Origin of the sequence: Marinobacter sp. 3-2, assembly GCF_003751355.1 — a bacterium.
GTDB classification, from domain to species: Bacteria; Pseudomonadota; Gammaproteobacteria; order Pseudomonadales; family Oleiphilaceae; genus Marinobacter; species Marinobacter adhaerens.
The window spans coordinates 242931-269294 of record NZ_RJUQ01000015.1; the positions used below are offsets into that span (position 1 = coordinate 242931).

Here is a 26364-nt window from a genome sequence, read left to right on the forward strand (position 1 = left end):
TCATTTCGAGGCTATAGCAGATGTTCAGTAACATGGACGTACTCAGCTACTCACTGGCTGCGATTACGTTCGGTCTACTTGGGGTATTGATAGCAACGCGGTACTTGAGACGCGGGGTTGATCGTGCCCTGGCCCTTGCCGCTGCAATGACGTCCGTTTGGGCATTCACACTCGTTAGTCAGAGTCTCTGGGGCCATCCCGGCTTCAACTTTCGTTATCTCGTCGAACTCGTTCGCGACGGCAGTTGGATTTACCTGCTCTTCGTCCTCCTAAAGGATGGTCTCAGGGAAAAGCAGCTCACCGGTAATGTAAAAAAGATTCTCGGAGCGTGCGCCGCCGTTCTCATCTTCGTGTTACTGAGTATCGGCATAATTGAACATTGGACAGAATTTGATATTGCTAGCGGTAAAGTAAAGTTATTGGGACAGATAGCGCTGTCTCTTATCGGTTTGTCCCTCGTGGAACAAATCTGGCGCAACTCGCCGAGTTTTGGTCGTTCGAGTATCAAGTATATTTGCATTGGCATAGCAACCATCTTTGGCTTCGACTTCTTTATGTATGCCGATGCCCTCCTTTTCGGGCATATCGCGGACTCTTTCTGGAATGCCCGCGGATTTGTCAACGCAATGCTAACGCCGCTGTTCGCCGTCAACGTTATAAACACCCGCAAACAGCCAATTGACTTCCAACTTTCCCGCTCAGCCGTTTTTTATGCGGGAACTCTCGTATTCGCCGGTGGCTACCTGCTCTTTCTGGCCCTCGGTGGCTACTATGTTCGAGTGCTGGGCGGGGACTGGGGCGATGCACTCCAGGTGCTGTTTTTCACCATTTCGCTCGTCTTCCTTGCAACCCTACTCCTGTCCAGACGTATCCGCTCCAAACTGATGGTGCTTATAAGCCAGAACTTCTTTGACTATAAGTACGACTACCGCGAAGAATGGCTGAAAATGACCAGGGAGTTGGCAGACCTCAGCGACGATCCCCCACTGCCTCAGCGGGTAATCCGGATCCTGGCGGGGTTGGTTGAAAGCAATGCCGGCGCAATCTGGCTGGTCGGCGAGAAAGATGCCTATGTACTCAAGGCAGCGGTGAATCTCTCTACTCCAAAGTACACAATGATTGACAGTGATTCAGAGTTGGTTCGATTCTTCCGTGATCGGGAATGGATCGTCGACCTCCATGAGTACCAGGCGGACCCTGTCAGCTACAACCTGCTGGAAATCCCTGACGCCATCACTAAAACGCCCGATGGCTGGCTCATTATCCCGTTGTATCTTGGGAACGAACTGTACGGCCTCGCGCTTGTCGGCAACCCCTATGCCCGCGTCGAGCTGAACTGGGAAAACTTTGACCTGATCAAGGTCGTCGCCCGGCAGACCTGCAACCTCCTGGCGCAGGCTGATGCTCAGAACCGTTTGTCGCGTGCTATGCAATTCGAAGCTGTTAGCAAAGCCTCTGCGTTTCTCGTTCACGACCTGAAGACGGTCATCGCCCAGCTGTCTCTTTTGGTAAAGAACGCACCCAAACATCGCAACAATCCGGAATTCATCGATGACATGATAAACACCACCGATCATGCGGTGCGTAAAATGTCGAACCTTGTTGACCACATCCGCAAGCCCTCCAGTGAGGACGACGCCAAGCTGGGGCCGATCAATCTTACCCAGCTGGTCAAGGAACTGGTCATACATCACCAGCACAGAGCGCCCGCGCCTCATCTGGAGGGGTCTCCGCCCGACGCCATGATCAAGGCCGATGCAGAACAGCTACGCAGCGTTTTAGGCCATCTTATCCAGAATGCACAGGACGCAACGCCTCCTGACGGGGAAATCGTGCTGACGCTGAAAATCGCAAAAGGAAATGTCGCACTCTTTATTCAGGATACCGGCTGCGGAATGACCGAGGAATTTATCAGCGCCCAACTGTTCAAGCCATTCGAGAGCACAAAAGGCCTTACAGGAATGGGCATTGGCGCTTATCAGGCCAGGGAATATATCCAGAGACTGGCAGGCAGTATCGATGTGACAAGCGAGCCCGGAATCGGCTCCTGTTTTTCAGTCAGAATACCGCTGGCAAGTGATAATCTCGCGGTAATCGCGAATCAACCTTTGACGCCGGTTACCGAGGCTGACGTACCTCAAGAAAATGCCAATTAACCGTCGCGAGGGGCAATCTTCCAAAAGCACCATTGCAAAGTGCCAATGTTCAGTTAAGAATCACGGTTAGGAACCATATCTATAAAAAAGGATTTACTGCTGTCGTGACTAGAAGACTCTTGATTGTAGAGGACGACCCGGGCCTGCAGAGCCAGATGCGCTGGTGTTTCAGTGACGACCTTGAGGTGTCCGTTGCGTCTGACCGCGAGCAGGCGCTGACAGCGCTCAGAAGAGTTGAGCCCGACGTCATCACACTGGACCTTGGGCTGCCGCCCGATCCCGGCGGTGCATCTGAAGGGTTCAGCCTGCTTGAGGAAATTCTCCGCCTTTCCCCAATGACCAAAGTAATTGTGGTAACCGGTCGCGAAGACAAGGAAAACGCGGTCAAGGCCATTGGCATGGGGGCATCAGATTTCTACCAGAAGCCGCTTGATGCCGACATTTTAACGTTCGTTGTTAATCGGGCTTTCCGACTGGCGGAACTGGAAAGGGAAAACCTTGAGCTGAGCCGCCGAGGAAACGGCACGAGCGTCAGAGGAATAGTCGCTGCGAGCCCCCAGATGCTGGCCGTCTGCCGCACCCTGGAAAAGGTCGCACCAACAGATGTCACCACGCTTATCACGGGCGAAACTGGGACTGGTAAAGAACTGCTTGCACGAGGAATTCACGAACTCAGTCAGCGGGCATGCAAGCCTTTCGCTGCCATCAACTGCGCAGCGATTCCGGAGAATTTGCTGGAAAGCGAACTCTTTGGTTTCGAGAAAGGCTCCTTCACCGGAGCTACCCAGGCCAAGAAAGGAAAAATCGAAAGTGCCAATGGCGGAACACTCTTCCTTGATGAGATCGGGGACATGCCGATGGCACTACAAGCCAAATTGTTGCGTTTTCTGCAAGAGCGGGTTGTTGACAGGGTCGGTTCGGTCGAGCCAGTACCCGTAGACGTCCGGGTTGTTTGCGCTACACACAGGAACGTGAAGGATCTGATCGATAATGGGTCATTTCGGGAAGACCTCTATTATCGAATCAGCGAAATTACCCTGGACGTGCCCGCCGTTCGCAATCGCGAAGGCGATGCTCTGGTTATAGCTCAATCACTACTGAAGTCTTTGGGCAAACAGATGGACCGACCCAATCTTGCTTTTTCTGAAGATGCCATCGGTGCAATCACAAGCTACCCGTGGCCCGGCAACGTCAGAGAAATGATCAACAAAGTAAAACGCGCCACGATCATGGCCGAAGGGAAGCGCATAACGGCAAGCGATCTGGAACTCCCTGGAGAAACAGCCAGCGAAAGCGAGCACCTGAATCTCAGGCATGTCAGGGAGAAGGCAGAGCGCCAGGCAATCGTGCAGGCACTAAGAACCTGTAGCTTCAATATGGCCAGGGCTTCCCGGCTCTTGGGCATCACTCGCCCCACTCTTTACAACCTGACCGACAAATACAACATAGAAACGTCTGCCGAACACTCAAGTCTTTGAGGTAGAACACAGGAACTCTCTGGATTTTATAAAAAAGGAATAGACCATGAAGTCCACTTCGTTTGTAGGTGCCACCATCCTCTCCGTTGCCCTCGTCTTCGGTTTGGCTGGTTGCAGCGAAGAGAATGAGATGAGTCAGGAAGACATCCAGTATCTGAGCCATATTGATCAATCCCGGTTTTTCCAACGCCAGGGCGAGCTCAAAGCCAGCACTCTGGAGGCACGAAGTGCGATCGAGCTCAAACCGCAAGAAACTGAGCCTTATTTCCTTATCCTCGATAATCTCCTTCAAGCTGGAGATGCCTTCAATGCGGAACGCCAACTAGACCAGGTCATGGATAAGCTCGGATCAGGCGACGTGGATTCAAAGGTCAAGAACCGGGCCCTGCTGATCCGCGCGGAGGCAAATTTGCTGCAGGGTGAATTTGAAGACGCACTCTCCGCACTGAGTGAGTTCTCAAGTTCTGATCGGCCAATGGAAACGAAAGCCGCGCTGCTCAGGGGCAGGACGCATCTTGCTGCCAACCAACTTGATGCAGCAGAAAGGGCTTTCAGTAACGCACAGAACATTGACCCCACGGATGTTGAATCCCTGGTTGGCCTGTCAAAAACTGCGTTCGCCAAAGGCGATGTTGCCAAAGCCCAATCCCTGATTGGCGAAGCCGAAAACCTCGATGCGGAAAACACCGAACTATGGCTTTGGAAAGCACAGCTGGCCGACACCAATGAAGAATGGCAGAAGGCGGAAGACGCCTACATTCGCGCTCTCGAGGACATTGGCCAATACGATGTAATGACCCAGCGCAAATACGCCACGATATCCTCCCTCATCCGTGTTCTGCGAGCTCAAGGCAAGCAATCGGAAGCCTATGTGTACGAGGAGATCCTGGCCAAGTCTGGTCCGGGCACAATCAAGAGCAATCTGATTGCCGCCCAGGACGCCCTTGACCAGGGCGATCTCAACGAAGCCGCCCGATATCTGGAAGAGGTTCTCAACCAGGCACCGAACCATGAGCAAACAGCGCTTATGCTTGGCCTGGTGCGATTCAGGCAAGGTCGCGTCGATGAGGCAGAAGCCCTGTTGACACCAATTGCAGAAGCCGGAAGGTCGGAAACCGCCAGCAAACTCCTAGCCGCGACCAAACTCCAGCAGCGAAATCCCGCAGGTGCGCAGGAGATTCTGGATAAGCTGGAGAACAGGGACTCCGACCCCAACACCCTGGCAATGGTGGCTATCGCAGCGCTTACAAACGGTGATTTCGAGTCCGGGGAGGAGCTGATGGAACAGGCTCTGGCCGGCAATCCCGAGAATCACGATCTCAGATTACGTTACGCTGCCTATCTGGTTCAGCGAGGGCAATATCAAAAAGCGATAAAACAAGCCAGCTATCTGCGCGAGAATGCTCCCCAGATTGAGCAGGCAAGAAGCATCATCATTCAGTCACAAGTCCAGTCGGGGCAGCTGGACGCTGCCATAGAGACGGCAGATCTCTGGGTAGCGGAGCTCCCGGAAAGTGGTGCCGCACTAATCACCCGAGGCAATCTTGCTGCACAAGAGCAAAATCTCCAGGCCGCGCGCGATTACTTTTCCCGAGCAAAGTCTGTGGAACCCGAATCCCCTGCAGCTTCTATAGCCTTGGGAAAACTCGCAGCAGAACAGGATCAACTCAAGCAAGCCCGGGAGCATTTCCGGGAGGCCGTACGCATTTCCCCCGACAATCGTCTGGCGCTCCAGGGCCTCGCAGCGAGCCAACCTCGTGAGGAAACAGACCAATTAATGCGCGAGATTCTCGAGAGCCAGCCCGAGGCAACGGGACCTCGTCTATTACTTCTCGAGTCAGCTCTGAGAAATGGTGATCAGAAAGGAGCAGACGAATTGACTGCGGCGCTGCTGGAACGAAAAGAACAGAATACGCCATCACCGGCTTCCTCTCTTGTAGCAAGCATCTACAACAACATCCCCATGGCATTGCGGTCAGCAGGACAATCTGAAAGAGCCTCCAAAATTCTGGAGCGAGCTCGCGTTCTGTTTCCTGCCAATGAAGATATTGCACTTCAGGCCGCCCGAGAGGCTTTTTCAGAAGCCAGAGACAACGACGCCCGAAAGATTCTGCAGGAGGTAAAGCAGCAGCACCCTGATTCCGCCAAACCCTATGCGACGGAGGCCGCCTACTTCGAGAATCAGGAGAACTATCAGCAAGCAGTTGAACTTTATCGACTGGCACTGGAGAAGGAATCCTCGCCGGAATTGGCAAATAGCTATGCCCGAAATCTACAGAATGCCGGGCAGCCAGCAGAGGCACTCACATTTCTGCAATCTGCCACTGAGAGTTATGCCGGAAATGACCAGCTGCTATTCACCAAAGCTCTTATCCAGCAGAGTCAGGGGGACGACAGCGCCGCCCGGACGAGCTATGAAAAACTGCTTGAGTCGAACCCCGAAAATGTCGTTGTATTGAACAACCTTGCCTGGATCTATCATGAGGATGGAGATAGCAGAGCCATCGAGCTTGCCCGCCGTGCCTACGAGCTAAACCCAGACAATGGCGCCATCGCCGATACCTACGGTTGGATTCAACTCAAATCCGGCAACACCAGCGAGAGTATTCCGCTGTTGGAAAAAGCGCACAAACTTGAGCCGGAATCTGAGGAGATCGCCCTACACCTCGCAGAAGCTTACCGAGCCGCTGGAAAGAATGCGGATGCGAAGAGAGTGCTCGAAAAGTTCGGTGACCAGGGATAAAAATTCGGGTATGAACTACGCTTCGAGCTTTTACCGACAGCACCTTTGGCTACTGTCGATACCGCTTTTTGCAGTCGGTTTGTGGGCTGAGTGGAGGGACTTTTTCTACCTCTGGTCCGATTCCATTATCTACACACACGGCTTCCTGGTTCTCGCCGGCTCCTGTTACCTCCTGTTCCTCAGGAGGAAGAGCCTTGCCAACCTAAAGATCAGCGGGTCGCCACTGGGTCTTTTTTTCCTGGCTGGCGCAAGCATTGTCTTAATGCTCTCACAGGCTGCTGACATCCGTGTATTCCGATTGTTACTCGTCCCCGTCATGATTGTGTTCTGGGGCTGGTCAGTCTGGGGAAAGGGCTTCCTCAGGACTGCTGGCGGCCCAATTATGCTACTGATTTTTGCGGTACCCATATGGGATGATCTATCACCGATCCTTCAGCACATAACAGTTTTCTTTAACAATCTGCTTCTGCAAGGAGTTGGCATACAAGCCAAGATTCAGGAGTTTTACATTATTCTGGATGTAGGAACATTTCTGGTAGAGGACGGTTGCAGTGGTGTTCGCTACCTCATGGTTGCCCTGTTCCTGGGTGCCTTTTATGGCCAACTGTATTACCAAAAATATGTCTCGACCTTTTTTCTTGTTGTTATCGCTGGCGCTCTATCGATGCTCTCCAACTGGGTTCGGGTATTCGGCATCATTGCAGCCGGCCATTACACAGAGATGGAGACGTCACTAGTCGAAGATCATGAGCTTTTTGGGTGGGTTGTTTTTCTGATCTTCACATTGGTTCCCTTGTTCTTCATTTCCGGGCGAATCGAGCCTCACGCAAACAGCAATAGCCCACAAGCATCGACATATACTTCGACAGATCAGCCGAAACGCCCCTCCCTCTTCTGGCCGACCATTGCATCGGTCTTACTGATTTGGCCGGCCATCTTGCCGCTGGCCCTGCAAGCAGAAACCGAAAGGGTTGCCCAAGAGTGGAACCCCTCTCTGTTCCGGGCAGTACCCGGCTGGAGTGGTCCTCTGCAACACGCTAATATCTGGACTCCGAAATACACCAGGCCCGACATCAACCTCGGCGGTGTCTACGTAAACCCAGAGCTTCAGCAAGTCCAGCTGCAGATCATCGGATATCGCATCCAAACCCAAAACAAGGAATTGATTTTCTATGGCAATTCCCTATTCAACCGCAAAGAATGGCAATTAGTATCAGAGCAGAAAAGGCTACTGGAAAACGGCTACCTGCAAAATCTTTCAACGGTGAACGAGACTATTATTCAGCGTCGTGAGAACAACGAACAGGTCATCATCTGGTCCTGGTATGAGGTTGGGGATACGCTTACAGATTCTCGGATGGAAGCAAAGCTAACGGGAGCTCTTAACAAAATTAAAGGCGACAGTAGAGGTGCCCTCTGGGCGCTGGCGGGCAGATGTAACAGCGAACAAATTGCCGACTGCGACGACCAAAGAGGTGCATTTACGGCATTTCTTGAGCAGGCCGATCAATAACTCAGTCAGACGTTGGACTGGTTCAAAAGGCTAAAATCATTTATGAGGGTTTCCCTTACTCTCTCATCCCGGCGTTGCTGGTCTGAGAGGTACTGCTCGATAACCCCGCCTTCGATCCCGCGCCATGTCGCCCGCTTTGCCTTTACATTAAAATCCTTGTAGAGATACAGGCGCCCTTTTCTTTCCAGACGTACTGAATTGCAGTTTCCTTGCTCTATGTCCTGGATCGCACGGATCATCATTTTTACACCAAGCCTCACCACCTTTTCATAGAGCCGGTTAGGATTATCACCCTGCTCAATGACCGGGCGACCCTGATAAACGACGTCACCATCATCCACACCCTCTGCAACGAAGTGAACAGTTGCACCGACGCATTCCGGCTCCCCGTTGTGCACCGCCCAGTCTGTGGTATACAAACCTCGATAAAATTGAGAGAGACCGCCATGTAAATTCAGGACACCGTGCTTCGGCACCTGAAGCAGGTCTCGTTTTAGTAATGAAGCGCCACAAACGGCGATAACATCTGGTTCTCTATCCCGAATCCAGCTCACGTACTCCGGGCTATTAATCGCGTTGACTCCGCTGGTATGCAGAATCTCAATGCCTTCGAAAGTTTCGAGCGCTAGCCCCTCCTGCCCGAAATCCAATGAATTGGAAGGGTCATTGTAGGGCTGATACGGTTCTATAAGTTTCCTGTCCAGTACCTCAAGGACCTTCTTGAAAAAAAGCCCTGGCCTTGAAATATATTTGAGAGCCCTGCCAACCAGCGGTGAGCTGTCCCTCTTTGGTGCCTGGTTTTCGACCACAATTCCCACGACAGTAAGAGACTTCGCCAGCTGATTCGCAAAAAAGATATCGGACTTATCACCACTGACGATAACCAGTGTTCGCATTCGCTTTTTCTCCATGCTTCAAACAGCCTTTGCAGTCTTTCCCTGTTTCCGAATGAACTTTTTCACCAGCGGTATCAGACGGTACTCCAGAAAGTACAAACATCTTAATCGGAGACTGCCTCCAAAACATTCGACATTGCAGTATTCCTCATAATCGGACGTCCAATTACTCAGATACCAGTAATCATCCGCACAGGTGTAATACTGCTTGGCTGCACCCGAATCGAAAAGATATTTAAGAGCCGAATACTCCAGAAGGGAGCCAGGAGAAAAGGCTTTATACGACTCGTCGTAATCGGCCCGAATTGGATAAACAATACCGTCGTATCGCAGATGAAGCTCGAACGCTATTGCTCGATCGCCATCACGAGCAATCCATGCGCTCACCACGCCCTCTTTTCCCAATAACTCAATCAGATTCAGGAGAAAAACTCGGCTACCTTGATGAGACTTCAAATCATTGCCAATTGATGCCTTCCAGCTCTTTGCTGAAACATCAATCAGTTCCTCAACTATCGGCTGATCAGGGGCACCAATCTGCTCCAGAGTGATCGAAAACCCCGGTTGCTTTCGAAACCGGTTCATTTTGTGTCTCAGGCTTTTCTTTAGCGCACGAGGCCGCGTATTGAAAAACGTCTCCCATGGCTGATCAATTTCTATGACCGGCGTTTTCAGGCTGGGCTTCAGCCCTATGCGGCGAGCGCCAAACGTATTTCCCGCTTCGGGCCCATCAATGAGAAATTGGAGGAGAGCGCCATTCCTATGGAGTTTGAAAAATTGTCCAAGTTCGTGGTCGCCTAGACTGGTAAGCCTAAGATAAGCCTGCTCTCTTTCTTCGCCGACCAGATCGGGATGAACGATAACGTCCGAAAATGGCGTGTGCCCGTTAGCCGCGAGTTTGAGAACTGTCACTGGTACACCCCGGTATCGTTCCCGAACCCGAAACAGAGGAGCAACACCTACCAGATCACCCTCCAGATAGGCGCACCTGAACTCCATTTGCATGTTTAGGGAAAAGGCTCGACACCAGGCGACCAACCATTCATGAGTCATCGGCAGAGGAATGCTGTCCAGACTGGACAGGAGGCTATCCCATTGTGGTTTTATCTCGTTGAACTCGTCCTCAGTCCTAACAACTCTTAATTCCACAATGATAAAGATTCCCGATCATTTACAGGTGTCAGGCTGCAGATAACTTGTGCTTTATCTTGCGAAGTTTGTCCAGGACATCGATTGCGCGGCGTTTTAGCCAAAAATCGAGCAAGGGCTGATGCAACCAATCACGAACACTGTTCTGAAGCCAGAAGTAGTTCACCGATACATTCCGCCCCTCGGCCTCAATAAAATGCCACGTGCCTGCGGGAATAAACAGCGCCTGCCCTTCTTCCAGCCAGCCGGTAATTCCATGTGCCTGGCCGAGTTTTGGAAAGCGTTTAACATCCGGGTTCTGACAATCAATTTTGCTGTCAACCACACGGTTTTCGAGCAATGCCCTGATACTGAATGGGCTGTATGGATACATACAGTCACTCTGATCGGGCGGGAAAAGTATGAATCGCTTTCGGCCCTCCAACATCATGAGCAGACTATGGGTCTCATCGTAATGCAAGAGGGATTTATTCTTGCCAGGCCCAATATACAAGTTGGAGACCCGAAAGGCAGACTCAGGAATGAACGACGGCAAGGTAACAGAAAGGCCAGCTGGCAAATCGTCAGAAACTCCTTGCCCCCGAAGAGGTTCCAGAGCATAGCCGTTACCAGTGGTATTCATTACCTCATCAAAGTCCTCCATTGAAATACGCTCGAATCCGAGATAATGATAAATACCATCCTCGGACTGTCTTTGAATGCGTATGGATTTCAGAGAACTCTTGAAATAGCTATAGTTCCAGCCTTCGGTAAACGGCAAAGCTTCCCTTACTCCGCTCAGTAAGAGGGGCTGACGACGCCGAATAAAACGGATTAGTCCATCTTTATCTGTGGGAAACGGGATCGTTTCAATCTGGTCCGGCCCGGCCAGGTCAAATAAACTCATCGTGACATTCCTTTTCTACGATATTTGGCATAGATACTAAGCCCGCTCGGCAAGATGCTTCTTTTCTACGCCAAACCATGTAATCACGATATGTCATGGCCAAAAAAGCTGCAAGTACTAACCAATTTCCAGTCCGGTATTGAGCTGGTCAAAACGAGGCTGGGCTTTTTTCAACTTCCCCTCTTCAACTACTCCACTCCAAACAACAGCACCGAAAATCCGAATACTAAAATAGGAAAAGACAGGCTGGAAACCCGCTTTTCTCAAGGCTGCTCTGGACGCATAATTTTTGCTGTCTACCGCGACCAGAGCTGTAGTGCCACTTTCGTGGCTTGCGAGAATCGCTTTAAGTAATTGCTGAAAATGGCCGTGCCCCTGAAACGCGGGACTTGTGGCACAGTCCCATATATAAAAAGCCTTGTCCGGAACCTTGAACTGAAGATCATGCAAGACCCCGATACGAACACCATGTCGGGCGACCCATCCGTAGCATATCGCTTGCTGATCCACGAACAGTTCGAAGAGTTCATTACCCTCAAAAATCCTCTTCTTGAACGCCGACTGAGATATGGGAAAGTCAGCCCTCCATTCCCTTACATTGCTGACGGTGGGTGCTAATTCAGCCATACAGGATTTCTCTTTCCGGTCGCCACAAACAGCCTGCGCCATAAAGATTCCGGCCTTCATTTCAATGGTTCGGCGCCATACCTGCGCCAATGGTCTCAACAATCGTTTCAGAATTTGCAATTCCCGGCCTCCACTCCATGAAACCCGATTCAATTTGCATTTCAAAGCCTACAAAAGACTGCTATATTTTTTTTAACAATGAAATGTTCCAGAGGCCAGAAAATTAAGGATTTCAATACCTGAGTTTTTCCCAACAAGGCCTATTCATTGGATGTTAACAGGTATGATTGTCAAACAGGATGTTTTGTCATGACCGCCAGCAGTAACAGCCAAACCGTCATTTCCCGCTTCATAAAGATTGCACAAAATCACCCTGATAATATCGCTGTCAAATGGCAGAAGGGTGATAACTGGCAAAAAGTAACCTATAACCAATTGTTTAATCGTGCGAAATCGATTGCCAGCGCGCTACAACAAGCGGGAATTAAGGAAAATTCTCCGGTCATACTGCCCTCTGAGAGACATCCGGATGTGTGCGCCAGCCTGCTCGGAGTTTTGCTGTGTGGAGGGCACTATGTCTTTATTGATCCGAAATATCCCCGGGAACGTCAGCAGTTCATCGCAGAGGCGGTTGGGGCCAGATTGGGAATCAGCGCACCTGGCACCTGTTCTCTCAAGCATCTTGACCTTATCTGGATCGATCCCGCTGAAAACGCTGATAACGAGGCCCAATTTCCCGATATCCCGGATCAGGCAGAGCAGGCTGCCTATATCATGTTCACATCCGGCTCAACGGGGGAACCTAAAGGCGTTGTCATACCAAACCGAGCCATTCTCAGGTTGGTTACGGATACGGACTTCATTTCCTTTTCGCCGGACCAGACGTTCCTGCAGTTATCTGCCCTGAGTTTCGACGCTTCCACCCTGGAGCTATGGGGGCCGCTTCTAAACGGAGGCACCTGTGTTCTTCACCCGGAAACGGACATCCTGACTCCCGGAAAAATCCGGGACGTCATTGTTTCCCAGCATGTGACAACCCTTTGGCTCACCGCCTCATTGTTCAACACGTTCATAACCGAATATCTCGAATACCTCAAACCGTTGAAACAACTTCTCACCGGCGGTGAGGCGTTGTCCGTGCCTCACGTCAGGAAGGCTCTGGAATGTTTGCCTGATACATCGCTATTCAATGGTTATGGCCCTACAGAAAACACCACCTTCACTACCGTATTTCCAATCCCCCGGAATCTGCCTGAAGGCTTGAAACGCATTCCCATCGGATTCCCTATCCACGGCACACAATGCGCCATCGTCGATGAGAACCTGAACATCCTCACCGAACCGGGTCAGGCTGGCGAGCTGGTGGCCTTCGGTGATGGCTTGGCTCTTGGATACCTCAACCGTCCCGAACTGACTGACGAGAAGTTTGTTCAGGTAAAAGATCACCATGGTGAAATCCGAACGGGTTATCGCACCGGCGATCTTGTCATTCAAAATTCCGACGGCAGTTATGACTACCTGTCACGAATAGACAAGCAGGTCAAAATTGATGGTCACCGAATTGAACCCGGCGAGATTGAGTACCAGATCAACCACCTTGCGGGCATCAGTGACGCTCGAGTAATTCTACGCATTGGACCACAAGGGCAGAAAAGACTGGCGGCTTATGTCGTATGCGATTCCCAAATCAATCCACAGGTTATTCGGAGAGAATTGAACTCGGTTTTTCCCGCCTACATGGTTCCTCATTTCATCATCCAGGTGGATGCTCTTCCCAAAAACCAGAACGGTAAACTCGACGAATCCCGGCTACCCGACCCCTACGAGGAATCCACTCCCACGCCTGCCTCGCGATCTGGCAGGCAGACAAAGGAACTGGTATCGGAGAGTTGGAAAACGATACTGAATCGGCCGGTAGATGACGCCGAAAATTTCATGGATGCAGGCGGCACGTCCCTTGAAGCACTCAAGCTGGTGTCATTGCTCGAGAAGGCTTTTGGTGTCGAATTAAGCGCGACCTTTGTATTCGAGCACCCTACCATCCAGAAGCAAACCGAGTACCTAATAGCCCAGGTTGACAGCAACGAAGCCAGACCGGAAAAACCCGAAGAATCCAGGCGGAACAACGAGTTTGCCATCGTAGGGATCGCATGCCGTTTCCCGGGCGCCTCCACCGTAGACGAGTACTGGAGAAACCTCCTCGAAAGTCGGGAAACCGTCAGTTTTTTTGCCGAGGATGAATTAAGCCCCGAAGTCACCATCGAAGAGCGCTCCAACCCAGCCTATGTAAAAGCCAAAGGTGTTCTGGAAGGCTACGACGAATTCGATGCGAAATTCTTTGGCATATCGCCGATTGAGGCCCGCGTGATGGACCCTCAGCAGCGAATCATGCTCCAACTATGTTGGCACGCCCTGGAAGACGCGGCCATTCCGCCTGGCGACAGCCAATACCGTACCGGTGTGTTTGCTGGTATGAACTGGGCACGCTACTACCAACAATATGTACTGCCGAACCGGGAGCTCGTCGAAAGCTACGGAGTATTGAATTGTGGGCTGGCTAACGAGCCAGATCTGCTGAGTACCCGCGTTTCCTACAAGCTCAATCTCAAAGGGCCAAGTGTCAACGTGTTCACCGCATGCTCAACCGGCCTGGTTGCGGTAGCGCAGGCCTGTGAGGCAATTGACAACGGCCAGTGTGAGCAGGCGATTGCAGCTGGTGTCTCGATCTCTACCCCGGTCAAGCGCGGTTACATGTACCAGGAAGGCAGCATGCTTTCGCGTGACGGGCATTGCAGGCCCTTTGATGAAGATGCCACCGGTACCACCTTCAACGATGGCGCCGGTGCCGTCGTTATCAAGCGCCTGGATCTTGCTGAAAGGGATGGCGACAACATATATGCCGTGATCAAAGGCTATGCCGTTAATAACGACGGCGAACAGAAAGCCAGCTTCACCGCACCCAGCGTTGCCGGACAGGTCGCAGTTTATGAGGGCGCACTCGGGCGCGCCGGCGTTGACCCCTCATCCATAGGTTTTATTGAAACACATGGCACTGCTACGCCGCTCGGGGACCCCATTGAGGTACTGTCACTGCGTCGATGCTATTCGAAAGACGGGGCATCGGAAAAAACCTGCGCCATCGGTTCCGTGAAGTCCAACATAGGGCATGCTATCCATGCGGCGGGTCTCGCGAGCCTAATAAAAACAACCTTTGCGGTCAGAGAAAACCAGATTCCGCCCACCTTATTTTTCCAGAAAGCAAATCCCAAACTGGAATTGGAAAAGTCCCATTTCTATGTCAATTCCAAAGTGGAAACCTGGAGACTCCCCTCTCCCCGAAGGGCTGCCGTGACGTCGCTGGGTGTGGGAGGAACCAACGCTCACGTAATTCTGGAAGAGTATCGGCCCAGGCTGAAAGACGCGTGTAAAGGCACCACACCGGAGAAATCCCGCCTTTTACCCATTGTAATTTCAGCCAAGAACGAGAATGCCCTTGACCGACAGATAGGCCGCTACATTGACTATTTCCGGGGCAAAAACAACGTGGCACTACCTGATGTTGCGTTCACCTCTATAAACGGACGCAAGCATTTCGAGCACAGGGCTATCGTATTTGGCAGAGACCTGCCTGAAACGCTCGCCAATCTTGAGCAAAACTCCCTTTGTTCCCGCGGAAAAGCAGATACTTCACGGTCCCGAAGGATTGGCTTCATGTTTTCCGGTCAGGGAACTCAGGCACGTGATATGGGGCATTGGCTGCTCCAGAATTCCGAATCTTACAAAGCTACGTTTGAGAAAGGTTGCGACATAGTCTTACAGGCGACAGGCGTAGACGTGAGGGGGATTCTATTTGGGCAGGATGGGCACAGCGTAAAAGAAGACGCCATTAATCAAACCTCGTTTGTTCAGCCGGCGCTTTATCTACTGGAGTATGGCCTGGCCAATTACCTGATGGAACAAGGCGTCAGACCGAATTTTCTTATGGGGCACAGCATCGGTGAGTATGCCGCTGCGGCACTCTCAGGTGTCTTCAGTTTCGAGGACGCCACCAGGCTTGTTGCCAATCGCGGAGCCCTGATGCAACGCATGGCTCCCGGTAAAATGCTCATAGTGCGGGCCAACTTTGAAGATATCGCTCCGACGGTCGGCCAGAGAGCGGAACTTGCGGCCGCCAATGCCCCAGGACTTATCGTATTATCGGGCGAACCCGAGGCAATTGCCTCTGTCGCAGAAGAATTGAGTGAACAGAAGGTGGCCAATACGGTTTTGCAGACCAGTCACGCCTTCCATTCCTCGATGATGGATCCCGTGCTTCCGGAGTTCGAAAAGCTGGTGTCCGAGTGTGAGAGGCGAGCACCTTCAATACCGATCATATCAACCATGACGGGAGACGTGCTTTCAGATGAGGAGGCCGTCTCACCCGAATATTGGTCAGCTCAGTTACGGCAGCCGGTTTTATTCTCCTCCGCTCTTCAAACCGTGCATCTGAACCAGGAAAACAGCGGCGAGAACACCAGCCTGATCGAAGTGGGACCAGGGAACACCCTCGCAAACCTGGTGGGCTACCACAAGCAAATAGACGGTATACGTGCGCTCACAGCGCTCACGAGCAAGGGCGTTGATAACAGAGCGGAAGACGATATCTATCGATGCATCGGCCAGCTGTGGGCCGATGGCCACTCTCTCGACTGGGCGCCCTATTTCTCGGACCTATCCGTCAGAAAAGAGCGTTTGCCCGGCTACGCGTTCGCCCAGGATAAGTTCTGGCTTGGCCCCGTGGATCAGAATAATGCCCCAATAGTTCAAAGCCCGAACAAAGTGCCTGAAGCTCTCTCAAATCCGGTAACACAGGAAGTTAAAATGGATCCGAAGCAGCATTCTGAAAAAATACGCGCCGATGTAATGGCGATAATCGAAGACGTCTCCGGTTACGAAATAGGTGACACAGATCCCTCATCGCACTTTAGCGAAGTCGGGCTGGACTCCCTGCTTCTGACTCAGGTGGCGACGGCTCTTGAGCGACAGTTTAAGCTTGGCATTACCTTCCGCCACCTGGTTGAGGATTACACCTCATTGGCGCTGATTAGTGACTACATTGCTTCGAAAGTTGAACCCGAAGTCACCACGCAAACCGTTCAGCAAACCCAGGAACCGGCCAATCAGGCAGCCGCAGTAACGGAAGCTCCCTCAGCCACTCCGGATTTTGGTGCCACAGTTTCCGCCTCTGGCGGAAGCCTCCAGGATATCGTCAATGCTCAACTGCAGATTATGCAGTTGCAGCTTCAGGCACTGGGAAGAAATCCGGTTACGACAGCGTCGAATCACACGCAGCCACAAACCGCCCCTATTCCCTCTGCGGCCGAGCCCTCCGTTCCATCCGCCCAGCAGACTGGAGCGTCCGTTCCAGCGCCCGACGCGGCATCGCAGGATAAGCCGGCTCACACTCCAGGCACCCGGATCACCAGGGACAAAACCAACAGTGAGCTTACCTCTGCCCAACGCGAGTGGGTAGACCGTCTGATGGCGGATTATCAGAAGAAGTACGCGGGTTCAAAGGAATATACCCAGAAACATCGTAAACATCTCGCAGACCCTCGCAGTGTCTCTGGCTTCAATCCCGCCTGGAAAGAGATTATCTTCCCGATTGTGACCGTTGAATCAAAGGGCTCAAAACTCTGGGACATTGACGGCAACGAACTCATCGACACCTCGAACGGTTTCGGTCCCATTCTTTTCGGCCATTCACCAGACTTCATCTCCAATGCAGCGAAGGCACAGATCGACCGCGGCGTGGAAACCGGCCCTCAATCCCCCTTGGCCGGCGAGGTAGCGGAACTTGTGTGTGAGCTCACAGGGAGCGAACGTTGCACATTCGCCTGTACAGGTTCCGAAGCAAACGTTGGAGCACTTCGGGTTGCAAGAACGGTTACCGGGCGCACCAAAGTTGTCGCCTTTGAAGGGGCTTATCACGGCATTCACGATGAAGTCGTGATGCGTGCTGGCAAGAACCATCAAGCGCTACCGGCAGCCCCGGGGGTCCCCAGGGAAGCAACGTCCAACATGATTCTCCTGCCATGGGGCGAGCAAAGCAGCCTGGATGAAATAAGAAAATTGGGCGATGAGCTGGCGGCGGTTCTGGTCGAACCAGTGCAGAGTCGAAAACCCCAATTCCACAGCAAGGAATACATCCAGGAGATTCGAAAGATTACCGAACAGAATGGTGTCGCTCTGATCCTGGATGAAGTCGTCACGGGATTCCGGGTTGGCCCCGGCGGTATTCGTAAGCGTTTCAACGTTGACGCTGACATGACGACCTACGGAAAGGTTGTCGGCGGGGGCTATCCGATAGGAATCATTGCGGGTAAGGCAAAATTCCTGGATGCAATGGATGGCGGTCAGTGGCAGTACGGGGACGATTCAATTCCTGAGCAAGGCGTAACATTTTTCGCCGGAACCTTCGTACGCCACCCACTGGCGCTGGCCGTTTCGAAAGCCGTTCTGACAAAAATCAAGGAAGAAGGCGACGACCTCTATACGGCGCTTGAAAAGAAAACGACTGCCATGGCAGAGGATGCAAAAGCATTTATCAAGCAAATGAAAGCGGACGTCAGCTTCGAAGAATTCGCTTCACTGTTTTACATCTCCGTGCCCTCCTCCGCTCAATGGGGCCATTTGCTTTTCCTCTCGATGGTATTTGATGGAATTCACATCCAGCAGTACCGCCCCAACTTCCTGACGACCGAGCATACCGACGAAGATATTCAACGGATTCTGAAGTCATTCAAATCTGCGCTCGCAAGTCTGGTCGTGAACGGTTTACTGGAAGGTGACCAGGTGGCGGCCAAGAAATACCTGAATAGCAATGGAAGCATTCCACCCGGCGCCAGACTTGGCAAAAACGAGCATGGGGAACCGGCGTATTTCATTGAAGACCCCGATAATAAAGGCGCGTTCCTGGAGGTTGGCCGCCCATGAGTTCCGCCAATTTCAACCCGTTCGCCGGGGGTGAACTCCTCAAGGTTGCCCCTGCTACTGGCCCCCAGAGAGAAATCATAGCCTCGGCTCAAATCAGCGACGTGGCGAACACTGCATTCAACGAGGCCGTGTCAATAAGACTGGAAGGGAAGCTTGATGTAGACGTTCTGCGCCGGTGTTTCGATCAGCTGGTAGCCAGACACGACAGCCTGAGAGCGACCTTCTCAAGAAACGGGGCGGAAATTTGTCTCCACGAATCCTCTCCGTTCGAACTTGAATTCGAAGACATCAGCAACCTCTCGGAATCAGAGCAAAATGCCACCATCAGCGATCTCTGGAAGAACATAGCCATTTCGCCGATGAACCTCGAAGAAGGCCCATTGCTGTTCGCATGGCTTAAAAAGTTGGACGAGAACATCCACGAGCTCGTCTTCGCTGCACATCATATCGTTTGCGACGGCTGGTCCATTGGCCTGATGCTGTCCGAACTGGCCGAATTCTATAGCAACGACGGTAAGGCCCCCGACTCCATGTCGGCGGCAAGCTCGTTTTTTGATTACGCAGAGCTTGTTGATTCCAGGGAAATCAGCAATCGGGATAACGATTACTGGATCGAACGCTTTTCCGAGGTGCCACCCAACCTCGATCTACCTCTTGATTTTCCGCGGCCTCACTTCCGGACCTTTGAAGCGACGCGGCTTGACTACCGCATTGGTCCACAGCTCGCCTCGCAGCTGCCCAAATCCGCAGCGAGCATGAAGGTCAGTATGGTTAATATGGTGTTGGCCAGTTATTTCGTTCTCCTGCACCGCCTGACCGGTAACGAAGACATTGTTGTTGGCCTACCCGTTGCAGGCCAGGCGACGCAGAACAGACTCGACCAACTGGGTCATATGGTTCATCTGCTTCCAATCCGCATAGAGATTGGCCCGGATATGACATTCTCGGAATTATGCCGACAAGTGAAATCCGAGGTGCTCAATGCCACCGAGCACTCCAACTTCACTTTCGGCAAACTGATCGAAGCAATCAACGTTGATCGTACCCGGGTCCCGCTGATCAACACGATTTTCAACATCGACCAGCCTCTTGAATCCATTCAGTTCGCCGATGTTTCCGGGAAAGTCCGCACCGTTCCGCGTGCCGCTGAAAATTTCGAGATGTTCCTTAACATTCTGCCGTCGGCAGATAGTCTCACCATAGAAGCCACCTACTCCACTGCCCTTTTCACTGAAGCAACCATCACGGCATGGCTGGGAGCCCTTGAAAAAATTCTGGTATCAGCCACGACCGATGTAGATCTACCAGTTGGCAGCATCGCACTCGCAGACAACGAACCAGTCATCGCAGCAAAGGCAAACAACACCGATGTAGCGTTAATCCATGGCACAGTAATCGATGCAATGAAAAGCCATGTTATCGACTCGCCGGATGCCACTGCCTGCCGTTTCGGGGACCGCGCCTGGACTTACCGGGAACTTGAAGAGCGCAGTAACAGAGTTGCCGGAGCACTCGCGGCAAGGGGGGTGAATGCCGGAGAAACAGTGGCCGTTTGTGTTGAGCGATCGGACCACGCACTCGCCGCCATCCTCGGCATCTTCAAGCTAGGCGCCGTTTATTTGCCCCTTGATCCGGATTTCCCGGAATCCCGCCTCAACTACATGATTGAGGACTCGGGCACTTCTGCTTTGATCATGGATGAGACAACACCAGCAGCTATCAGCGAACTGGACCTTACCAGATTTGACATCAAAAGCTTCGAAACAGCTTCCGATACCGAAAGTGACAACCTGCTTCCCAATGCAGGGCCCGCCCCCGAAGCGACCGCCTATATCATCTATACGTCCGGTTCAACCGGCCAACCTAAAGGCGTGCTCATCCCACACAGGGCATTGATTAACTTTCTCGAGAGCATGGCGCAAAAACCGGGCTGCACCGCATCCGACCGACTGCTCGCTGTCACAACCTTTTCGTTCGACATTTCGTTTCTGGAATTGCTGTTGCCGCTCACACAGGGCGCAGCCACGGTGATTGCCGATAAAGAAAGTGTCAAAGACGGCGAAAAACTCCGTCAGCTTATTCTGGAGCACCAAATCACGATCATGCAGGCCACCCCGGCAACCTGGCGTATGCTTCTGGATACAGAGTGGCGGCACGACAACCTGAACATGAAGGGATTGTGCGGTGGGGAGCCACTCCCCCCCGATCTGGTCAGAGATCTGACGGGTACCCTGTATCAACTCTGGAACATGTATGGCCCAACCGAAACGACAGTCTGGTCAACGTGCCACCAGCTTCTACCTACAGACCGGCTGATCTCGATTGGCAAACCCATCAATAACACTCAGGTACACATACTGGACCGCGAGCAAAAACCGTTGCCGCTATCCTGCTCGGGAGAGCTCTATATTGGGGGATTGGGGCTTGCTCAGGGTTATCATAAGCGTTCCGATCTTACTGCAGAAAAATACATAACCCACAGTGAGTTCGGACGTCTCTATGCCACGGGCGATCTCGCCAAATGGTCCCCCAATGGCACTATCCAGCATCTCGGACGAATGGATGATCAGGTCAAGGTTCGGGGCTACCGGATAGAGCTCGGTGACATTGAATCCGCTCTCAAGGCCTGTGCTGATGTCCGCTCTGCCTGCGCCTACGTCTGGGAGCTTTCCCCGGGCGATGCGCGAATTGTTGGCTGCGTGGTTCCGGAAACGTCTGCCGAACCCAGCGTCGTTGCCATCCGTAAAGAGCTGAGGAGGCAACTTCCCTCTTATATGATCCCGCAGTACATTCTGACCATCGACGAGGTACCTCTCAGCCCGAGCGGCAAGATTGATCGTCGACGGCTGCCAAGGCCCGAATTGCGTGAATCCAGCATCCTCAAGGCGTCTGCGCTGGCGAATGAGACCGAAGAGCTGATCGCAGGTGTCTGGTCTGATGTGCTGAACTCGTCCTCTCGTATTGTTCGTGAGGACAACTTCTTCAGCCTGGGCGGGCATTCCCTGCTTGCTCTTCAGGCCATTCGACGAATCGAAAGCCTTACGGGGATCCGTCTTTCGCCAGAAGACATCGTCGGGCTGAGCCTGAGTGAAATTGCAGAAAAGCTCTCTCATAGCAAACCCGGCAGCCAGGAACATGAAGACACGCCTGCTGACCTTCACGTTGCGCCACAGCGACTGTTGAGCAATGAGCAGAAACGAATCCTGCTACGACAACTCTCGTTCCCGGAAAACGTCTGCAACAACCTTCCCGCTTCCTGGTTGCTCGAAGGCGAACTTGATACAGAAGCCTTCAACAAGAGTCTTCTGAAAGTATTCGAGCGCCAGACTGCACTAAGAACGGTAATTACACAGGGCAATGGACAGTACCAGCAGGCAATTCTTCCATTGAAGCAGGTAGCCGTACTGGACATCGTTGACGTTTCGAATGAACAGAGTCCTGATAAAGTGGCGCTGGAACGCTCCCGACAGCTAGCCTTCGAGCCCTTCAAGGTTCTGGATCGCCCTCTCTTCCGCTCGACATTGTTCGTTCTGGGGCCAACCAGGTATCTCTATGTTTTCGTTCCGCACCAATTGATCTTTGATGGATGGTCTTTCGACATTTTCCTCAAGGAGCTTGAGGATGCCTATCTGGTGCAAACCGGGGCAGAGCGGGAGAAATCCAACAAGCTGGCCTTTGAGTTCAGGGACTATGCAGAATGGTCTCTGGATAAAGGCGCATCAACGGAAGACATTGACTACCACCGGGCCAAACTGGAGAGCGTTCTCAAATCAGTTGTGCCCTCGAACGGTGACGGGAACGCTGCCGGCACCGGCAAATGCGCCCGGGAGACGCTTGCTTTTGCCGAAGCCGATCTGGAAACGGTGGAGGCCTGTTCCGCAAACCTGGGACTCAAACCCCATGAGTTATTATTCTGTCTCTTTGCCGACGCCCTCACACAGGTGTCCGAAACTGACGACATCATTGTGGGAGTGCCAACATCCGGTCGCAATCGCCCGGATGTCATCAACCTCGTCGGAAGTTTCGTCAGCACCATACCCTGCAAACTTAACGCACCGAAAAGTAATACTCGAAACCGCCTCCTCGATCTCAGTGAGCAATTGAAGGAGGCGCTCAAACATCAGAGCCTAAGCTACGCTGATCTGGTTAAAAACACGCCTGCAGAGCAAGACATGTTCCCCGGTTTCATTCAGGCAAGTTTCGCCTTCCAGGATATTCGAAACCGGCCAACATCGATTGCGACGCTGGCGTTGAAGCAACTGGATCTTCCCCGCTTAAATACCGAATACCCCATCGAGTTCTGGGTGCGCATCCAGCCCGGCGGTTTTCTTGGAGTGTTTGATTTCGATGAATCCACGACGCCTGTGGATAAAGTAGAGGCGCTGAAAAACGCGTTCTCACAGCTCGTGAACAACCTCGATAGGATAGGAACTGAGCAAGAGGTTGTGGAGGAAAAGCCCAAACCCCAAGCCAACAAAAAGCCCTTCTGGCGCAAGCTGTTTCAGTGACAAAAGGACCGGAACCTCAATGATTGAGCCGTTTTTCTTTGATGAGAGCCGCCTGTTTGGCTGCTACTCATCTGCTACGGATCCAAACGCCGATACAGTCGTCGTCGTGTGCCCACCTCTTTTCGATGAATACCGGCGCACTTACAGGGCATTATCCGAACTGTCTGTCGCCATCGCAGAGCGAGGGGTACACGCGTTTCGATTTGATTACTTCGGGACTGCAGAATCCCAAGGGCTTTTATCAGAGACCAGTATCGAAGGATGGCTCACTGACATCGGTAAAGCCATCGACGAAGCGCTCTCGGTTTCCGGCGCCGATCAGGTGGTTCTGTTGGGCGTGCGGTTTGGCGCAACCATGGCAGCCCAGATAAGGCATCGACAGGTCAAAAAGTGGCTATTCTGGGATCCGGTTCTATCGGGCCAACAGTACTCAGAATGGCTCGCAGAGGTTGATCGTATCCTTTACCAGCGCCACCAATCGGCGGCCAGGGAAAACAACGTCCGATTCGAGGACATCCCCTACCATAATTTTGAACTACCCGCGCTACTGATATCCGAAATGAAGGAGCTGGCCATTCCTGAATCCACCCTGAATGACCCCGCTCGCGCTTTTACAGTCTCAACTGATCCGCACTTTTGCGAAAAGTCGGGGTTGAGCAATTGCATGAACCCGGGGCTAACTTACGACTGGCCGTACTATCATGATGGAGTAATCACCCAAAAGCCGGTACTCGAGGCATTGCTTGAGAGGGTGACGAAATGATCAGGGAACAGGTATTCACATACGGTGAGCATCAGCATGGTATTGGCGTGCTTTCTGAGCCAGTAGACACCGCTGAGAGTCCGATAGTGGTCTTGCTCAATGCCGGCCTTTCCCATCGTGCTGAGCCCTACCGGCTAAACGTATTGCTTGCCAGACAGCTGGCCAAAAAAGGGTATATTTCAGTCAGGGTTGACCTCTCAGGCAAAGGAGACTCCCCTGCCCGCAGTAATTTGACCAATCGGGAGTCAGTCGCTCTGGACTGGTCCTTCATTAAAAAGTCACTCGAGAAACTATATGGCCCCCGTACACTCCTGATTTTTGGTTTGTGCTCCGGGGCCGACAATGGCATCAAAATCTGTGCTGACGACCCAATGGTCAAGGGTCTCATTCTTCTCGACCCCGTCTCCCGTCAGGACAGTGGGTTTCGCAAACGGGATTTCATCAACAAGATCACAAACCCCTATAAATGGATGCGCCTGCACAGGATCCTGCTCAGAAGACTAGGCAAGAAAAAGAGCGGGGAAAACTCTTTGCTTAGCTCCCCCATGGATCTGAGAGACGAGCCGAACAGCCAAGACATGGATCGATGCTTTGAGGGACTGGTGCACAAAAGTGGCCGCGTGCTCGCAGTCTTTACCAGTCAGGCTCTTTATCACTATAACAGCGAGGGTCAGTTTGCAGGAGCGATGGGCGTTGATGGGCTGGAAAGTATTGTTGAAGAAGTATTCTGGCCCAACGCGAAACATATTTTCCCAATTGAAGCTCACAGGAACCGGCTAATTGAAAAGGCGGCAGACTGGGCAGCCGAACACCTGGAACATTTCAAACGCCTGAACAGCCAATGAAGCCCTTGTTCATCGCCGCATTTCTGGTTGTGTTGGCCGCAGGCGCAATAGCTGGGCTCAAGGCCAACGAACTGAAACTATGGCTTGGGGATGTGACCATGCCGCTTCGCGAGGGCATGTACCGCTCGCGGAATGTAATGGTACCGATGCGTGACGGCGTTCGATTGGCCACAGACGTTTATCGGCCAGGATGGGGTAATGGCCAGCATCCTGTCATCCTCATTCGAACCACTTATGGCGGAGTACCCTTCAAAGAAGTAAAACAGTTTGTAGATCAGGACTATGCGGTCGTCGTCCAACACGTCCGCGGTAGATACTATTCAGAAGGCACTTATGAAAGCCCTTACTGGACAGCGGGCCGGGATGGTTACGACACCATCGACTGGATTGTTTCGCAACCATGGGCCACAGACAGGGTTGGTACGTTTGGTTGCTCCTACCTGGGAGAAAGCCAGATCATTCTGGCCGCCGAAAACCATCCGAACCACATCGCCATGATTGCCATGGGTGCCGGGGGTGCCATTGGTAAGGCTATGGACAGCTATGGATACTTTGGTGTTTTCGAGAATGGCGTTCTCAATCTTGCTTCGTCTCTGGGCTGGTTCACAGCCGAAGGCGCCAAGAACTACAAAGTTACACCGAGGCCTGATGATTACGAAGATAGGATGCGCCAATTCATGGACCATCTCCCCGTATCGGAATTAAACGATAAGATGGTTCCTTACGAGACCGGCTTCGATGGGTTCATCAATCACCCTCTGACCGATTCCTGGTGGGATAAGGAGGGCTACATTCATCCAGAGGATGAGTTCTCTGTAGCCACTCTCCATATCAACGACTGGTTCGACCAAACGGCCCATAATACTTTCAGACTCGCCGAACACATGGCGACGAATACCCGCCATCGCCGCGCGAAATCCCAGCACGTACTGATCTCACCCGGCCTTCACTGCACGGCAGGGAAACTGAGCGCCGGCAGGATAACCATCGGAGAGATGACCTTCGAGTACGCTGAGAAAGATTTCCAAAAGGTGTACATCGATTGGTTTGACTACTGGCTCAAAGACAAGGAGGAAGAGCTACCTTCCCCTTTCGGATATTATGCCATTCATTCGGGCGAGTGGCGGCAGACGTCCCAATGGCCTCCTCTTTCAAGCCAGAACCACCGCTTTTATCTGGCCAGCGACAACCGTCTTCAGCAAGACAAACCAGATAAGCTTGCCCAAGACTCACGGTTTTACGAGTTCAGCTACGACCCAAGCAACCCTGTCCCAACCATTGGCGGCCCGATCTGTTGTACATTCAGGGCGGAAGATAAGCCAGGCCCGCTGGACCAGACCGCTCTTGGTGACCGACAAGACGTAATATCGTTCAGCACCGATACTCTCGAAAATGACACAGAACTGGAGGGCAACGCCAAGGCCGTTCTCTACGTATCCACTGATGCCCTGGACACCGACTTTACCGTAAAAATGATTGACCATTACCCAAACGGGAAATCCTATAATCTCCAGGATGGTGTGGTGCGCCTTCGGTACCGGGATGGGATTGATAACCCTCAACTCGCTGAACCCGGAGCAGTCTATCGGATAGAGCTGGAACTCAGGCCCATCGCCTACCGGTTTCGTAAGGGGCACCGTATCGGAATTCAAATTTCCAGCAGCAATTTCCCCCGCCTGGCACGTAACCTCAATACTGGCGCAAACGAATATCACGATGACAGAACGGTGGTTGCAACCAATAGAATCTATCTGGGAGGCGATACCGCGTCGTATCTTCAGCTACCGCTGAGGAGTTCAAACACTTCATCGGACCAGCAGTAATT

At 52.3% G+C, this 26364-nt stretch carries 13 protein-coding genes; 9 read left to right on the forward strand and 4 right to left on the reverse strand.

Going from position 1 to position 26364, the window contains the following annotated elements; genetic code table 11:
• The first annotated feature begins 20 nt into the window (after positions 1-20).
• The 4 genes from prsK to xrtA all read left to right on the forward strand — a co-directional run bounded on the left by prsK (position 21) and on the right by xrtA (position 7890).
• The gene (prsK, locus tag EDB94_RS15295; RefSeq protein ID WP_108018689.1) at positions 21-2156 is read left to right on the forward strand and encodes an XrtA/PEP-CTERM system histidine kinase PrsK; all 2136 of its coding nucleotides are present in this window, start codon (positions 21-23) and stop codon (positions 2154-2156) included.
• A gap of 104 nt (positions 2157-2260) precedes the next feature.
• Positions 2261-3634 (forward strand): PEP-CTERM-box response regulator transcription factor, encoded by a 1374-nt coding sequence (gene prsR, locus EDB94_RS15300; RefSeq protein ID WP_108018690.1) that lies wholly within the window; start codon positions 2261-2263, stop codon positions 3632-3634.
• Between the two features lie 46 nt (positions 3635-3680).
• A complete protein-coding gene (locus EDB94_RS15305; RefSeq protein ID WP_108018691.1) occupies positions 3681-6377 on the forward strand; it encodes a tetratricopeptide repeat protein in 2697 nt (898 codons plus the stop codon).
• Positions 6378-6387: 10 nt separating this feature from the next.
• Entirely contained in the window at positions 6388-7890 is a 1503-nt protein-coding gene (xrtA, locus tag EDB94_RS15310; RefSeq protein WP_181259047.1) for an exosortase A, read from the forward strand.
• A gap of 5 nt (positions 7891-7895) precedes the next feature.
• Here xrtA and EDB94_RS15315 read toward each other — a convergent pair whose 3' ends face one another.
• The 4 genes from EDB94_RS15315 to EDB94_RS15330 all read right to left on the reverse strand — a co-directional run bounded on the left by EDB94_RS15315 (position 7896) and on the right by EDB94_RS15330 (position 11568).
• Entirely contained in the window at positions 7896-8786 is an 891-nt protein-coding gene (locus EDB94_RS15315) for a formyl transferase (protein ID WP_108018693.1), read from the reverse strand.
• 18 nt (positions 8787-8804) lie between these two features.
• Complete coding sequence (locus EDB94_RS15320; RefSeq protein ID WP_181259048.1) at positions 8805-9698, reverse strand: GNAT family N-acetyltransferase; 894 nt, start codon at positions 9696-9698, stop codon at positions 8805-8807.
• Between the two features lie 268 nt (positions 9699-9966).
• Complete coding sequence (locus EDB94_RS15325) at positions 9967-10821, reverse strand: cupin-like domain-containing protein (protein WP_108018695.1); 855 nt, start codon at positions 10819-10821, stop codon at positions 9967-9969.
• 117 nt (positions 10822-10938) lie between these two features.
• On the reverse strand, positions 10939-11568 hold the full coding sequence (locus tag EDB94_RS15330) for an N-acetyltransferase (protein ID WP_146162209.1): 630 nt from the start codon (positions 11566-11568) through the stop codon (positions 10939-10941).
• A gap of 147 nt (positions 11569-11715) precedes the next feature.
• Between EDB94_RS15330 and EDB94_RS15335 the strand changes: the two genes are divergently transcribed.
• From EDB94_RS15335 to EDB94_RS15355, 5 genes are read left to right on the forward strand one after another with little or no spacing between them, the layout of a single operon-like run.
• On the forward strand, positions 11716-18423 hold the full coding sequence (locus EDB94_RS15335; RefSeq protein ID WP_260312608.1) for a polyketide synthase: 6708 nt from the start codon (positions 11716-11718) through the stop codon (positions 18421-18423).
• The gene (locus tag EDB94_RS15340) at positions 18420-22931 is read left to right on the forward strand and encodes a non-ribosomal peptide synthetase (RefSeq protein ID WP_108018698.1); all 4512 of its coding nucleotides are present in this window, start codon (positions 18420-18422) and stop codon (positions 22929-22931) included. Before EDB94_RS15335 ends, EDB94_RS15340 begins: the two co-directional genes overlap by 4 nt.
• A 19-nt stretch (positions 22932-22950) precedes the next feature.
• Complete coding sequence (locus EDB94_RS15345) at positions 22951-23694, forward strand: hypothetical protein (protein WP_108018699.1); 744 nt, start codon at positions 22951-22953, stop codon at positions 23692-23694.
• Complete coding sequence (locus EDB94_RS15350; protein WP_108018700.1) at positions 23691-24539, forward strand: hypothetical protein; 849 nt, start codon at positions 23691-23693, stop codon at positions 24537-24539. Before EDB94_RS15345 ends, EDB94_RS15350 begins: the two co-directional genes overlap by 4 nt.
• On the forward strand, positions 24536-26362 hold the full coding sequence (locus tag EDB94_RS15355; protein WP_108018701.1) for a CocE/NonD family hydrolase: 1827 nt from the start codon (positions 24536-24538) through the stop codon (positions 26360-26362). The genes EDB94_RS15350 and EDB94_RS15355 overlap by 4 nt, the downstream gene beginning before the upstream one ends.
• The last annotated feature ends 2 nt before the right edge of the window (positions 26363-26364 follow it).